This is a genomic window from Pseudarthrobacter sp. YAF2 (genome assembly GCF_052113345.1).
In the GTDB taxonomy this organism is placed as follows: domain Bacteria; phylum Actinomycetota; class Actinomycetes; order Actinomycetales; family Micrococcaceae; genus Arthrobacter.
The window spans coordinates 1-14,892 of record NZ_JBFRDA010000021.1; the positions used below are offsets into that span (position 1 = coordinate 1).

Consider the following 14,892-nt stretch of genomic DNA (forward strand, 5'->3'; position numbering starts at 1 on the left):
ATCCACGGGGTGGACAATCCAGCCAAAACAACCAATCAATAAAACAATTGGTATCAACAAACTTGGCACACTATTGAGTTCTCAAACAACAGACACACCCAGCACCACCACAACCCACCAGGGCCGCAGATCGCTCCGGAGCAACTTTCAAAACTTACCGGCTGACTTCCAGCGTGTCAAATCGGCGTCCGCGACCATCCTCAGCATAAGCTTGGGGGATCGGTTGTCCGCCTGACTCCGTGGAGCAGCGCGGAAATAAACTCTACCACCACTCTTTCGGGATCGCCAGTCGACCTGGAACGCTTGCCCCGCCGTGCTCCCAAGGCGCGATGCCCCGGCGCGGAAGAGCCCGGAATCCTGCCGGATTCCGGGCTCTTCCGGCTCACTACGAAGACCAGCCGGGGCAGGTCAGGCCGAGGCAGGTGCTCCCGGCTTGAAGTAGGACGCGCCCAGCGGAGGCAGCGTCACCGTCAGGGTGGCTGGCTGCCCGTCCTGTCCCTCGGCAGTCGCGGTCAGTTCGCCACTGTTGAGGACGCCGGATCCGCCATAACTGCTGTGGTCGGTATTGAGGACCTCGGTCCAGGCGCCGGCGGAAGGAACGCCCAGGGTGTAGCCGACATGCGGGCCCCCGGAGAAGTTGATGGCACAGACGATCGGCTCGCCGTCGGTACCCCACCTGATGAACGAGAGGACGTTACGGTCGGTGTCTCCCCCGTTGATCCATTGGAATCCGGCCGGCACGTTGTCCTGGGTGTAGAGCGCCGGCGTTGACTTGTACAGCTCGTTGAGGTCCTTGGTCAGCAGCTGCAGTCCCTTGTGCGCGGGGATGTCTGCCAGCCACCAGTCCAGGCCGTGCTGTTCCGACCACTCCGCCTCCTGGCCGAATTCGGTACCCATGAAGATGAGCTGCTTGCCCGGGTGGGCCCACTGGTAGGCAAAGAATGCGCGGAGGTTCGCCAGCTGCTGCCAGCGGTCGCCAGGCATCTTGCGGAGCATGGAGCCCTTGCCGTGGACAACTTCATCGTGGCTGATGGGAAGGAGGAAGTTCTCCGTGAACGCATAGACCAAGGAGAACGTCACCGTGCCGTGGTGCCACCGGCGGTTGTAAGGGTCCTCCGAGATGTACTTCAGGGAATCGTGCATCCAGCCCATGTTCCACTTCAGGCCGAACCCAAGGCCTCCGTGGCTGGTGGGGGCGGTGACCCCGGGAAAAGCGGTGGACTCTTCCGCGATCATGACCGCGCCCGGGTGGGTCTTATAGACCGTGGCGTTGACTTCCTGCAGGAAGGAGATGGCTTCGAGGTTTTCCCTGCCGCCGAAGCGGTTGGGCCGCCACTGGCCTTCCTGCCGGGAGTAGTCGAGGTACAGCATGGAGGCCACCGCGTCCACGCGCAGTCCGTCAATGTGGAACTCGTCCAGCCAGTAGAGGGCGTTCGCCACCAGGAAGTTCCGGACCTCCGTGCGGCCGAAGTCAAAGATGAGCGTTCCCCAGTCCGGGTGTTCCCCGAGGGCCGGGTCGGAGTGCTCATAGAGGGGTTCGCCGTCGAACCGGGCCAGTGCCCACGCGTCCTTCGGGAAGTGTGCGGGTACCCAGTCCAGCAGCACGCCGATTCCCGCCTGGTGGAGCGTGTCCACCAGGTAGCGGAACTCGTCGGGGTGGCCGAACCTGGAGGTCGGCGCAAAATAGGACGTGACCTGGTAGCCCCATGAGCCACCGAACGGGTGTTCCGCCACCGGCATGAACTCCACATGTGTGAACCCCAGCCATTTGACGTATTCCACCAGTTCCTTGGCGAGTTCCCGGTAGCCAAGTCCCAGGCGCCAGGATCCGAGGTGGACTTCGTAGACGCTCATGGCCGAGTTGTGCGGGTCGCGCTGGGCGCGCGCTTCCATCCACTCGTCATCCTTGAAGACGTAGGAAGGTTCCACCACCCGGGAGGCAGTGAGCGGAGGAACTTCGGTGCCGAACGCCAGGGGATCGGCTTTTTCCACCCAGTAACCGCCGCGGGTCAGGATCTCGAATTTGTAGCAGGCACCTGCTGCCACACCTGGAATGAAGACTTCCCAAACCCCGGATGATCCCAGTGAGCGCATGGAGTTCTCACGTCCGTCCCAGGCGTTGAAGTCACCCTTGACGCGGACGGCCTGTGCATTGGGAGCCCACACGGCAAAGGAGACACCGTTGACGTCCCCAAGCGAGGACTTGTAGTGCTGGACGTGGGCGCCGAGAACCTCCCAGAGCTTCTCGTGCCGGCCTTCGCCAATGAGGTGAAGATCCACTTCGCCTACGGTCGGCAGGTACCGGTAGGGCTCATCCACGGTCACTGGATCCTTGCCCGGGTACGTGACTGAGAGCCGGTAGTCGGGAACATGGCCCTGCTGCAGCGGCTCCAGGACGCCCACCCATACGCCATGGGCCTCGTGTTCCATGGGAACTTCGCCGGCCGGGGTGACGACACTGACTGCTTCGGCCAAGTGCTTGACCGTCCGGACGGTGACGTGCCCGTAATCGTCCAGGTGCGCGCCAAGGACGGAATGGGGCGCGTGGTGTTCACCGTTTGCGATCTTGCCCAGGGTGCCTTCGTCCACGTGCAGCGGCACCCCCGGGCGGTCAGTTCGTGCTGAGCCTGTCATTTCGTTACCTTCCGATGCTGCGCCGGCCTGATCGCCGGTGCCGTTACCGCTCAGGAGCCGTCTGGCGGCATTCACGGGGATCGCCAGCCAGTCGGGCCTGTTACGCATTTCATAAACAACTTCGTACAGCGCCTTGTCCAGCCACAATGCCACAAACAGGGGCGAGGTCCGGTCCACCGTGGCGGGAATGACGCCTCCGTACCCTTCAAGGAACGCGTCCGCGCAGTCGTCCACCCAGGTGTCCGGGACCTGGGCGCCCTCCTGCTCGCGCCGGGCCGCTCCGGCTGCATAGTCAAAGGACCGCAGCATTCCCACGACGTCGCGAAGCGGCACGTCGGGGACGTTCCGTTCGGCAATGGGCCGCAGCGGTTCGCCCTCGAAATCGAGGATGGCCCACCGGGATTGGCCGCCGGATTGCCCGGCGACCTGCAGGATTTGGCCAAGGTGGAGGTCGCCGTGGATACGTTGCAGGAGACCGGTGGGCGCCCCGTCAAGGCCGACCAGGAGGGCTTCCAACGCGTCGTCATAAGGTCCGACGGCGGCGCGGGCTTCCGCCCAGGCGCTGCGGACGCGCTGGGCTACAGCGGGTCCAATAGCCTTGCCGGCGTCGGGGGCAGCTGTCTGTCCCAGCGCCTCCGCCAACCGCCGGTGCACGTTGGCTGTGGCCGCACCGAGGGCCCGGGCTTCCGCCGTGAAATCGGCGCCTTGCCGGGCGGCGTCCACAGCCAGCCGCCAGGCATCCCGGCCGCCGGCGAGGAATTCGTGGGCCACCGCAAGCTCGCCCTGGACGGGTTTCCCCTGGCCGAGCCACTCTCCACGGACCCAGCCGAGGGTAGCAGGCACTTCGGGGGTTCCGGCTGTGGTCAGCGCCGCACCGACTTCGATTTCAGGGTTTGTACCGTCCGACAGCACCCGGAAGAATTTCACCATCGCCGCGGACTCGCCGTCGTCCACAATGACGGAGCTGTTGGACTGCTCTCCGGACAGCACTTTCACCACGCCTTTGGCGGTAGGAAGTCGGTATGGTCCCTCCACGCGGTATCCGGTGGCCGACCCGCTTGCAGCCTTGTCCTCCTGCCGGATGAGCTCGAGCCAGGCGCCAACGAAATCAGGATCGTGCACGGCGTCGTAGACCCACCGGCGGGACGGGTCGGTTCCTGCTGCCTCGCCCACGAGCGCCCGTTCCATGCCACCCGCCGGAGCCGGACGGAAGCTCAACGGCACCTGGACCACGGTGGTTCGCCGGCCGCCGTCGGGCACCTCCGTGGTGACATTGAGGAGGAACACGGCAAGCGCGGCGCGGCCTGTGGGGTCCTCCAGGCCCAGACTGCCCACTTGGGCCATGGCGAAGTCGGGAGTCTTGACGGGGAACCAACGCTGCTGCGGCAGCCATTCCTTGAGCAGCGCGGTCAGGGCGGGAGTGAGGATTGGCTGGTTCATCTCAGTTCTCTATCGACAGGATGGGCATGGCCTGGGTGTACGGCGACGACGGGTTGGATCCCACCGTACGCATCCGGAGCCAGAAGAAATCATGGCTTCCGAGGGTCAAGGTGAGGCTTCCGTCGTCGCCGATGCCGGGGAACGGTTGGCCGCCAAAAACATCGCGCAGCCCCCTCCCCGCATACTCGGGAATGTCCAGTTTTGCGGCCACGGGATGCTGGGAGAGGTTGAAGGCGCACAAAATGGTTTCGGCCGCGGCGCCGGTCGGGTTGTTGGCCGGCAACTCGCGCAGGTACGCCAGGACGGCATCATGGCCTGCTTCCACGTGTTTGAATCCGCCAAGGCCGAACGCCGGGTGATTCTTGCGCACGCTGAGGATTTGCCGTGTCCAACGCAGCAGGGACCCTGAGTGGGCGGCCTCGGCTTCGACGTTGGCCATGCTGTAGTTGTACACCAGCGACTGGATGGGCGGCAGGTAGAGCTTGCCGGGATCGGCGTGCGAGAACCCGGCGTTCCGGTCCGGGTTCCATTGCATGGGGGTTCGGACGGCGTCGCGGTCCTCAAGCCAGATGTTGTCCCCCATGCCGATCTCGTCGCCGTAGTAGAGGAACGGACTCCCCGGAAGCGAGAGCAGGAGTGCGTTGATCAGCTCGATTTCGGCCCGGGAATTATCGAGCAGCGGTGCCAGCCGGCGCCGGATCCCGATGTTGGCGCGCATGCGGGGGTCCGGCGCATACCAGCCCAGCATCGCCGCGCGCTCATCGGCGGTGACCATTTCCAGTGTCAACTCATCGTGGTTGCGCAGGAACGTCCCCCACTGGGCGCCGGCGGGGATGTCCGGGGTGTCGCGCATGGTTTGAATGATGGGCGCGGCCTTCTGGTCCCGGAGGGCGTAGTAGAGCCGCGGCATGATCGGGAAGTGGAACGCCATGTGGCATTCGGGTTCCTCCTCCGTCCCGAAGTATTCCACCACCTCGGTGGGCGGCTGGTTTGCCTCGGCGATGATCACCCGGCCGGGGTAGCTGTCGTCCACCATGGCCCGCAACTGGCGGAGGAACTCGTGGGTGGCGGGAAGGTTCTCGCAGTTGGTGCCCTCTTCCTCGAAGAGGTAGGGGATGGCGTCTGCCCGGAACCCGTCGATTCCCTGGTCCAGCCAGAACCGGACCACATCGAAGACGGCTTCGGTGACCTTGGGGTTTTCGAAATTCAGGTCCGGCTGGTGGCTGAAGAACCGGTGCCAGAAGAACTGCCGCCGGATGGGATCGAACGTCCAGTTCGATTCCTCCGTGTCGACGAAGATAATGCGTGCGTCCTGGTACTTCTCGTCCGTGTCGCTCCAGACATAGAAGTCGCCGAAGGGACCGTCGGGGTCTTTCCGGGATTCCTGGAACCAAGGATGCTGGTCAGAGGTGTGGTTCAGCGGCAGGTCGATGATCACCCGGACGCCGCGGGCATGGGCTTCCGCCACGAGTCGCTTGAAATCGCTGATGGTGCCGAATTCGTCCAGCACGGAGTTGTAGTCCGAGATGTCGTAGCCGCCGTCCCGCAGCGGTGACTGGAAGAACGGGGGCAGCCAGAGGCAGTCGACGCCGAGCCACTGCAGGTAGTCCAGTCGGTCAATGAGTCCGGAGAAGTCTCCGGACCCATCGCCGTTGGCATCCGCAAAGGCCCGGACCAGTACCTCGTAGAACACGGCCTTGCGGTACCACAGGGGGTCATGCTGAAGGCCAGGCGCATTTAGCTCGAACGTGCTCTTGGGGGTGAAGTGGCCGGAACTTTGCGGATTAAAACTCACGAATGCATTCTCCTCACGCTCAGGATGTGGGCCGGCTCCACGTGCGGGTCGAGGCGCACGTAGTTGTACTCGCCCCACTCCCAGCTTTGGCCGGAGATCAGGTCGTCCACGTAGAAGCCGCCGCCCGGGGTGAGGTCCTGCGGATCCAGCTCCAGGGCTGCCAGGTCCAGGGCCACACTGCATTCCTTGGTGACGTGGGGATCCACGTTGACCACTACGATGAGCGTGTCTTTGGACCCGTCGGGAAGGGTCTTGTGCTTGCTGTAGACCACTGTCGACTCATCCGTGCTTTGGTGCACCGTCAGGTTTTGCAAGTCCATGAGCGCCGGGTGGTCACGCCGGATGTGGTTCAGCCTGGTGATATACGGAGCCATGGTGCGCCCGGACTCCGCGGCGGCGTCCCAGTCGCGGGCCTTGTATTCGAACTTTTCGTTGTCGATGTACTCCTCGGCTCCGGGCCGGGCAACGTGTTCGTACAGCTCATAGCCGGCATAGACGCCCCACAGCGGGCTTCCCGTGGAGGCAAGGACCGCCCGGACCCGGAAAGCAGCCGGTCCCCCGTACTGGAGGTATTCGGTGAGGATATCCGGGGTGTTCACGAAGAAGTTGGGGCGGAAGAACGCCGGGGATTCATGGCTGACTTCGTCGAAGTAAGCCTCGATCTCCTTCTTGGTGTTGCGCCACGTGAAGTAGGTGTATGACTGCTGGAAGCCTGCCCGGCCCAGGGCGTGCATCATGGCGGGCCGGGTAAACGCTTCGGCGAGGAATACAACGCCGGGAACGGCTTTGTTCACCTCGGCAATTAGCCATTCCCAGAACCACACGGGTTTGGTGTGCGGGTTATCCACCCGGAAAATCTTTACCCCGTGGCGGACCCACAGCAGCACAATCCGGAGAATTTCGCGGGAAAGCCCTTCCGGGTCATTGTCGAAATTGAGCGGATAAATGTCCTGGTACTTCTTTGGCGGGTTTTCCGCGTAGGCGATGCTGCCGTCCACCCGTGTGGTGAACCATTCCGGGTTGGATTGCACCCACGGGTGGTCCGGGGCCGCCTGCAGTGCGAGGTCAAGCGCAACTTCCAGGCCAAGCTCATTGGCGCGGGCCACAAAGGCATCGAAGTCCTCGAAGGAACCAAGATCGGGGTGGATGGCGTCGTGGCCGCCCTCCTTGGCGCCGATGGCCCAGGGCGAGCCGGGGTCGTTGGGGCCGGCCACGAGGGTGTTGTTGGGCCCCTTGCGGTGCTGGACACCGATGGGGTGGATCGGGGGCATGTAAATGACGTCGAAGCCCATGGCCGCAACGGCGTCGAGGCGCCGGGCCGCCGTCCGGAAGTTCCCCGATGTCCAGGCACCGGTGTTGTGGTCCTTGACGGCACCTTCGGACCGTGGGAAGAACTCGTACCAGGCGCCCCGGCCGGCCCGGTCCCGCTCCACCAGCAGGGGGAACTTCTCCGAGACGGTGACCAGTTCACGGATGGGCTGGCGGGCAACGATGTCCGCGATTTCCTGGCCGAATCCGGCCGCGAGCCGTTCCTCGGTGCTGCGGGACTGGTCGGCCAGGACTTCCGAGGCGTGCCGGAGGGCTGCCTGGTCCACCTCATCCCGGAAGTCTTCCGCTGACGCTTCGCCCAGAAGCTTGGCCCCCTCGGCTAGCATGAGTTCGACGTCGATGCCGGCCTCGATCTTCACCTCTGCGTTGTGGTGCCAGGTTCCGTAGCGGTCGTGCCAGGCTTCGATGACGAAGGACCAGTCGCCGGTTTCCGACGGCGTGAGGACGCCTTCCCAGCGGTCGGTCCCCATGCCGCGTACCCCGCGCGGCGGCGCGAGCCGGACACGCTGCCGCTCGGCACCAGATGGGTCAAGGAGCACGGCGCTGACGCCCAGCTGGTCATGGCCCTCCCGGAAGGCGGTGGCCCCCACAACGATGGCCTCGCCGGGCAGGGCTTTGGCGGGTACCTTTCCGCCGTCGACGACGGGCTGCACATTGGCGATGGGAAAACGCCCGAACCGCAGACCATCGGTTATGCGGCGCTGGGGCATTTTGGTGGATGCGGCACTGGTTCCTGAGTTAGTCGTCACAGCCTCGACGTTAGCGAGAAATGACCAGGATTGCTAAGGCTGCTCCCTAAAATTCGTCGCGCCGCTGCCCAATTTCTTCACGCCCCTGTCATTTACCCAAAAGAAACCCAAAGCTGGTTCCGGCCCGGCATGTTGTCGGTTAGTGTGGCGCAGGTGAAGGCAATCCGCAGGTTTACGGTCCGTACAGTCCTCCCCGAGCCCATTCGGCCGCTGGCCCGGTTGGCCAGCAATTTGCGGTGGTCCTGGCACCGCCCCACGCGCGAGCTCTTCGCCGGGCTCAACCCGCGCCTGTGGGAGGAAAGCGGGCAGGACCCCATCGGTTTCCTGGGGATGGTCAGCCGGGAGGAGTTCCAGCGGCTCGCGGCAGACCAATTGGTGGTGGACCGGGTCCGCGCGGCCGAAGAGGACCTTGACCGGTACCTTGAGGAGCCGCGGTGGTACCAGGGCCTGGGCCCGGATGCGCCCGCCGCCATCGCCTACTTCTCTCCCGAATTCGGCATCACCGAAGTCCTCCCCCAGTACTCGGGCGGCCTGGGCATCCTGGCGGGCGACCACCTCAAAGCCGCCTCGGACCTGGGTGTCCCCCTGGTCGGTGTGGGCCTGCTGTACCAAGCCGGCTATTTCAAGCAGTCGCTCTCCCGCGATGCCTGGCAGCAGGAGACCTACCCGGTCCTGGATCCCGACGGGCTGCCCCTTACGCTGCTCCGCGAGCCTTCCCCTGACGGCAACGGAAAGGCCCTGGAGGTATCGCTCCCCCTGCCCAACGGGCGGCGCCTCCTGGCGCACATCTGGCGTGCCGACGTCGGACGCGTTCCCCTGCTCCTGCTGGACTCCAACGTGCCCGGCAACGACGACGCCGCACGAAGCATCACCGACCGGCTGTACGGCGGAGGCGGTGACCACCGGCTGCAGCAGGAACTCCTGCTGGGCATGGGCGGGGTCAAGGCCCTGCGCGCGTTCCAGAAGCTGACGGGCTCCCCCGCCCCGGAGGTGTTCCACACCAACGAGGGACACGCCGGGTTCCTCGGGATTGAACGCATCCAGGAACTGATGTCCGGGGAACAGGCGCTGACGTTCGACGAAGCGTTGGCCGCCGGCCGCGCCTCCACGGTGTTCACCACGCACACACCGGTCCCCGCGGGCATTGACAGGTTCGAGATCGCCCAGATCAGCCACTTCTTCCAGGCCGGCCTGGCACCCGCCGTCCCGTTGGACAGGGTCCTGGAGCTGGGCCGGGAAAACTACGCCGACGGAAATCCCGCCGTCTTCAACATGGCCGTCATGGGCCTGCGCCTGGCCCAGCGCGCCAATGGCGTGGCCAAGCTCCACGGTGAAGTGTCGCGCGGGATGTTCTCCGCCCTCTGGCCGGGCTTCGACCACTCCGAGGTCCCAATCACGTCCGTGACCAACGGCGTCCACGTGCCCACATGGGTGGACAGCAGGATCTCCAAGCTGGCCCGCGACCAGTTCGGCAGCGAGGCCGAAGCCAACGGGCGCTGGGACCTCGCGTACAACGTCAGCGACGCCGACGTCTGGGCGCTGCGCCGGGAAATGCGGGCAGCACTGGTGGAAGATGTCCGCCGCCGGCTCCGGGCAGCATGGAAGAAGCGCGGCGCGGCCGACGCCGAACTGGGCTGGACTGACAACGTCCTGGACCCGGACGTGCTCACCATCGGGTTCGCCCGCCGGGTGCCCACGTACAAACGCCTGACCCTGATGCTGCGCGAACCTGCCCGGCTGAAGGCTCTCCTGCTGCACAAGGACCACCCCATCCAGTTGGTCATTGCCGGAAAATCGCACCCGGCCGATGACGCCGGCAAGAAGATGATCCAGGACCTGGTGCGTTTCACGGACGACCCCGAGGTCCGGCACCGCATCGCGTTCCTGCCCAACTACGACATCGCGATGGCCAGGACGCTGTTCCCGGGCTGTGACGTTTGGCTGAACAACCCACTGCGGCCCTTGGAGGCCTGCGGTACGTCCGGCATGAAGGCCGCCTTGAACGGGTCCCTGAACCTGTCCGTCCTGGATGGCTGGTGGGATGAGATGTACGACGGCGAGAACGGCTGGGCGATCCCGACGGCCAACAACGACGCGTCCCCGGAAGAGCGTGACGACATCGAGGCGGCCGCGCTGTACGAGCTGCTTGAAACGCAGGTGGCGCCGCGCTTCTACGGGAGCACGGTGTCCGAGGGTGCGGGGGCTGCAGGTCCCTCCACCACCCCGAGGGAGAAGGTGCCAACGCACTGGGTGTCCATGATCAAGCACACCCTCTCGCACCTGGGTCCGGCCGTCTCCGCCGAGCGGATGCTCCGGGACTATGTGAACATCCTGTACCGCCCCGCGGCGGACGCGGGCCGCAGCGCCACCGCGAATTCATACTCGCAGGCCCGGGCCCTGGCGGCTTGGTGTGCCACGGTTCGCGGCGCCTGGCCACAGGTCCACGTGGAGCATGTGGATTCGGTGGGCGTGTCCGAGGATCCGCAGATCGGTGACACCCTCCAGGTCAACGCCTACGTGGCACTGAACTCCCTGACCCCGGAGGATGTCTGCGTTGAGGTGGCTTACGGACGGGCCGAGGAGAACGACACCCTGGCGGACATCACCATGATGGAACTCCAGGTGAAGGAGGATCTCGGCAGTGGCCGCCACCTGTTCAGCGGCTCACTGCTGATAGACCGCTCCGGACCGTTCGGCTACACGGTCCGGGTGCTGCCCCGGCACGAGGCGCTGGCCTCGAAAGCGGAACTCGGCCTGATCGTCAACGCCTGACGCCTGCCTACAGGAAGACGGCCGTGACGGCGAGCTCTGTGCCGGCGTACCGTTCGGCGTCCTGCAGGATTTCACAGATGATGCCGAATGACCTTTCGCTGCGGAACGGTGCGGCAACCTGCCAGAAGAGGGTCACCGGCGGATTGCCGTTGTCCGTGATGCTGTCCGCGAAGTCGTGGAGCGAATCATTCAGCGCATCAAGGTTCACGCCGTAATGCTCAGCGAAGCCCAGGACCTCGCCGAAGGTTTCAAGGACGGCGCGTTTGCTGTCGGCCGGCGGGACCACCACGCTGCGGCGGCCGGCGTCGGCTGCCTGCTCCTCCAGCTCTTCGAGAGTCCAGGTATCGCCGGAAAAGATTCTCATAGGTGTCCTAGCTGCCTTCCGCTACGTACTTGAACGTTTGGTAGTGGTCTCCGGTGTAGTATTTCTCCCCACCGTTGCCGGCCACGATCCGCCGTGCGCCCCGGTCCGGTTCGCCAGGAGTTGGAACCGTGTACTCGCGGTAGTAGCCCCGGTCCCGGGCGGGCAGCACGCGCTCAAAGTTGCCAAACACCTGGTCGTCCTGGCTGAACCGGTACGGGCCGCCCGCCCGGATCAGCGCCAGGACGCGGCGTCCTTCCGCCGGGAGCGTGGACTCACGGATTTCCGCCAGGCTCGAGGGGTTGGCTGCCCGGTGTGCCGGCGCGCCCTTTCCTGGCGTCGGCGTACCGGCGCCGCCGGGAGGAGGGGTGGGGCCGGAAGCCGTTCCCGGCGTCGTGGGTTCTGTCTGCCCGCCCAACAGCCCGGACCCGCCGAACGCCACCAGCGCCAGCACCACCAAGGCGGTCAGGAGCAAGGGAAGCATGGAGCGGTTGCGCATTCGGGTGTACCTGCCGGCCGGTTGTACTGGGTCTAGGTTCGGTAGATGCTGATGGAATTGGCCTCTGCAAGGTCGGTCTCGCCGGAGGCAACCCGGATGCCCTGCCGCTGCTCGTGGAGGGGCGACGTGGTCAGGCGCAGCTCGAAGAGGCTCGGTGTTGCCCGCCCAAGGTCCGGCAGCGTGATCTGAACATCCGTGGCGCCGCCGTTCACCACCACCAGGCCGGCGAGGGCACCGCCGTCATCGCCCAGCAGGAGCTGCAGGACGCGGTGGTGAGGATCGTTCCACCGCTCGGCGGACATGGGCCGGCCGTCCTGGTCGAACCAGTACAGGTAGGACTGTTCGTCGCGGACGGGAAAATCATGGGGCTGGGCGGCCAGGAACTCTTTGCGCAACCGGATGAAGCGCTTGGTGCTGCGCAGCATTTCGTGCGCCTCCGGAGTCAACGTCCAGTCAAGCCAGGTCATGGGGCTGTCCTGGCAGTAGGCGTTGTTGTTTCCCTGCTGCGTCCTGGCCAACTCGTCGCCGGCCGTAATCATGGGGACTCCGAGCGAAACCATCAGCGTCGCCATGAGGTTGCGGCGGGACTGCGCGCGCTTGGCCAGGATCAGGCCGTTCTCGGTGGGCCCCTCCACCCCGTGGTTGTAGCTGCGGTTGTCTCCGTGACCGTCCCGGTTCTCCTCACCGTTGTCCTCGTTGTGCTTCCGGTCGAAGGAGACGAGGTCGTTCATGGTGAAGCCGTCGTGGGCGGTAACGAAATTGACCGACGCCAGGCGCGAGCGGCCCGATGCCTGGAAGAGGCCGGCGGAACCGGACAACGAATCGGCGAGCCTGGCCATGGTTCCGCCGTGGCCGCCGGCATCCATGGCTGCGCGGTCTGCCAGCCAGAAGGTCCGGACGGCGTCCCGGAAGTGATCGTTCCAGTCCACCCACCCCGAGGGGAACCGCCCGGTCTGCCAGCCGCCGTAGCCTATGTCCCACGGCTCGGCGATCAGCTTGACTCCGGAAAGGACAGGATCCGCGGCGATGGTGGTGAGGAATGGATGGTTGGGGTCGAACTCGTTCGCAGCGTTCCGGCAGAGGGTGACGGCAAGGTCGAACCGGAAACCGTCGACGTGGAACTCGTCCACCCAGTACCGCAACGAATCGACCACCATCTGGACCACATCCGGCTCACCAAAGTTCAAGGTGTTGCCGCATCCGGTGGTGTCCACGTACTTTCCGTGGCTGTCCATCCGGTAGTACGCCTGCTCCCCCAGGCCGCGGAAGTTGAGGACCGGACCGTCCTGGGTGCCCTCCGCCGTGTGGTTGTAGACGACGTCGAGGATGACTTCGAGCCCGGCGGCGTGCATGGCCTTGACCATGTCCTTGAATTCGTCCTGGACAGCCTGCGGGCCCGCTTCCCGGGCGGCACGGGTGGCGTAGCCGGGGTGCAGGGCGAAGAAGGCGGCGGTGTTGTAGCCCCAGTAGTTGGTGAGCCCCAAATCCTGCAGGTGCGGCTCATCAAGGTGGAAATTCACGGGGAGCAGCTGCACGGCGGTGATGCCCAGGCTGGTGAGGTGCTCCAGGACGGCCGGGTGGGCCATGCCGGCGTAGGTGCCCCTCAGCTCTTCGGGCACGTCGGGGTGGAGCTTGCTCTGGCCCCGGACATGGGCTTCATAGAGGATGGTGTTGCGCCATGGCAAGCCCGGCCGTTCGTCCGCCCCCCAATCGAAGTCGGGAGCGGTGCGGACAGTGGCCAGGACGCCGTCCTGCTGGTCCACTCCCCGGCCGTACGGGTCCAGCAGCAGGGGCGGGTTCCCGGCGTCGTCCCCGAGGACCGCGGAAACATGCGGCGGCAAGGGGCGGCGGTCAGTGGACGGGCGGAACCCGTACCGCGAACCGTACGGCAGATCCTCGACGATGCCGTGGTGGACCCCGCGCACCACGTTCGGCAGGGTCCGTGACCGCCACTGTCCGCCCGGAGGGCAGTAGACAATATCCAGGCTGGTCACGGCCGGAGCGAAACAGGCAACGTTGGCGCGGCCGCCGGCGTGGTGGCGCGTTCCGCCTGAATCAACGCGCGGGACACTGACACCGAGGGGAACCGCCGAGGAGGCGTCCATGGTGGATGCGGTGTCGAAGAGCGGCATGACCATCACCTAAATAATAGCCGCCTGCGGCAGTTGACCTGCCCCTGCACCCCTGCGCTGCAAGGGAAACGTGCCCGCGCATGACGGGCGCTGGACCACTACCCCGCCGCGCGCTGGCGGGAAACCTCGTACAACGAGATGCCCACTGCCATGGAGGCGTTGAGGGACTCCATGGCGGAGTCGATCGGGATGGAGACGATCTGGTCGCAGTTTTCCCGGACCAGGCGGCTCAAGCCCTTCCCCTCGGAGCCCACCACGATGCATACCGGCTCGGTGGCCAGGGTGAGGTCGGGCAGCGAGACGTCGCCATCGCCGTCGAGCCCCAGCACGAAAATGCCCATGCCCTTGAACTGCTTCAGGGCGTTGTTCAGGTTGGAGGCGCGGGCAACCGGGACGCGGACGGCCGCTCCGGCACTGGTCTTCCAGGCGGAGGCCGTAACACCTACGGAACGGCGCTCGGGCACGATGACGCCGTGGCCGCTGAAGGCGGAGACGGAACGGATGATCGCACCCAGGTTCCGGGGATCGGTGATGCCGTCAAGGGCGACGAAGAGCGGCGCGTTGCTGACGTGCCCCTTCTTCCACTTCTCCACCGTTTCCTCGGCCAGCTCGTAGGCGTCCTGGTATTCGTACGGCGGAATCTGGAGCACCAGGCCCTGGTGGACGGCGTCGTCGGTCATCCGGTCCAGCTCGGGCTTGCCGGTTTCGAGCAGCGGGATGCCGCGTTCGGCGGCGAGTTTCAGGGACTCCTTGACGCGGTCGTCCATCTCGATGCGGATGGCCACGTGCAGGGCCTTCGCGGGGATGCCGGCGCGGAGCGCTTCAACCACGGAGTTGCGGCCGGTGACCACTTCCTCGGTGGCGCGGCCCTTGGGACCGGATTTGGCGGCACCGGCACTGCGGGCGCCCGTTCCGCGCTTGGCAGCGGACCGTTCGGAAAGCTGCTTGGCTTTGTGCGCCTTGTGGTATGGACGGTCCTCGGCTTTAGGCGTGGGCCCCTTGCCTTCGAGGGCCTTGCGGCCATGGCCACCGGTTCCGATGGTTGGGCCCTTCTTCGCTTTAACCGATCGGCGACCATTGTTGGCCATGATGTTCCACCCTTGATTGTGCTGACTGAGTCTGCCTACCAGTCTACTGACCGAAGAAAAATCGGCGCGCTGCGGGCTGTGGGCGTGCGAAGG

At 65.4% G+C, this 14,892-nt stretch carries 8 protein-coding genes; 1 reads left to right on the top strand and 7 read right to left on the bottom strand.

All coding sequences use genetic code 11. The features are described 5' to 3' along the window. Positions 1 to 408 precede the first annotated feature (408 nt). The 3 genes from AB4Y79_RS18980 to AB4Y79_RS18990 are packed head-to-tail and all read right to left on the bottom strand — an operon-like array spanning position 409 to position 7,908. A complete protein-coding gene (locus AB4Y79_RS18980; protein WP_441865152.1) occupies positions 409 to 4,074 on the bottom strand; it encodes a 1,4-alpha-glucan branching enzyme in 3,666 nt (1,221 codons plus the stop codon). Between the two features lies 1 nt (position 4,075). Then, entirely contained in the window at positions 4,076 to 5,869 is a 1,794-nt protein-coding gene (gene treS, locus AB4Y79_RS18985) for a maltose alpha-D-glucosyltransferase (protein WP_441865154.1), read from the bottom strand. After that, positions 5,866 to 7,908, bottom strand: a complete 2,043-nt coding sequence (locus AB4Y79_RS18990) for an alpha-1,4-glucan--maltose-1-phosphate maltosyltransferase (protein WP_441865333.1) — start codon at positions 7,906 to 7,908, stop codon at positions 5,866 to 5,868. Before AB4Y79_RS18990 ends, treS begins: the two co-directional genes overlap by 4 nt. A gap of 192 nt (positions 7,909 to 8,100) precedes the next feature. Between AB4Y79_RS18990 and glgP the strand changes: the two genes are divergently transcribed. Beyond that, positions 8,101 to 10,719, top strand: a complete 2,619-nt coding sequence (glgP, locus tag AB4Y79_RS18995; protein ID WP_441865156.1) for an alpha-glucan family phosphorylase — start codon at positions 8,101 to 8,103, stop codon at positions 10,717 to 10,719. 7 nt (positions 10,720 to 10,726) lie between these two features. Here glgP and AB4Y79_RS19000 read toward each other — a convergent pair whose 3' ends face one another. The 4 genes from AB4Y79_RS19000 to rlmB all read right to left on the bottom strand — a co-directional run bounded on the left by AB4Y79_RS19000 (position 10,727) and on the right by rlmB (position 14,799). Further along, positions 10,727 to 11,083 (bottom strand): barstar family protein, encoded by a 357-nt coding sequence (locus AB4Y79_RS19000; RefSeq protein ID WP_441865159.1) that lies wholly within the window; start codon positions 11,081 to 11,083, stop codon positions 10,727 to 10,729. Between the two features lie 7 nt (positions 11,084 to 11,090). Beyond that, on the bottom strand, positions 11,091 to 11,579 hold the full coding sequence (locus AB4Y79_RS19005) for a ribonuclease domain-containing protein (RefSeq protein WP_441865161.1): 489 nt from the start codon (positions 11,577 to 11,579) through the stop codon (positions 11,091 to 11,093). Between the two features lie 32 nt (positions 11,580 to 11,611). Further along, positions 11,612 to 13,717, bottom strand: a complete 2,106-nt coding sequence (gene glgX, locus AB4Y79_RS19010) for a glycogen debranching protein GlgX (protein WP_441865163.1) — start codon at positions 13,715 to 13,717, stop codon at positions 11,612 to 11,614. A gap of 92 nt (positions 13,718 to 13,809) precedes the next feature. Continuing rightward, on the bottom strand, positions 13,810 to 14,799 hold the full coding sequence (rlmB, locus tag AB4Y79_RS19015) for a 23S rRNA (guanosine(2251)-2'-O)-methyltransferase RlmB (RefSeq protein WP_441865165.1): 990 nt from the start codon (positions 14,797 to 14,799) through the stop codon (positions 13,810 to 13,812). Positions 14,800 to 14,892 lie beyond the last annotated feature (93 nt).

Coding starts and splice junctions, on each gene's coding strand:
- AB4Y79_RS18980 (WP_441865152.1), bottom strand. CDS start 4,074: ATGAACCAGCCAATCCTCACTCCCGCCCTGACCGCGCTGCTCAAGGAA.
- AB4Y79_RS18990 (WP_441865333.1), bottom strand. CDS start 7,908: ATGCCCCAGCGCCGCATAACCGATGGTCTGCGGTTCGGGCGTTTTCCC.
- AB4Y79_RS19000 (WP_441865159.1), bottom strand. CDS start 11,083: ATGAGAATCTTTTCCGGCGATACCTGGACTCTCGAAGAGCTGGAGGAG.
- AB4Y79_RS19005 (WP_441865161.1), bottom strand. CDS start 11,579: ATGCGCAACCGCTCCATGCTTCCCTTGCTCCTGACCGCCTTGGTGGTG.
- glgX (WP_441865163.1), bottom strand. CDS start 13,717: ATGGTCATGCCGCTCTTCGACACCGCATCCACCATGGACGCCTCCTCG.
- rlmB (WP_441865165.1), bottom strand. CDS start 14,799: ATGGCCAACAATGGTCGCCGATCGGTTAAAGCGAAGAAGGGCCCAACC.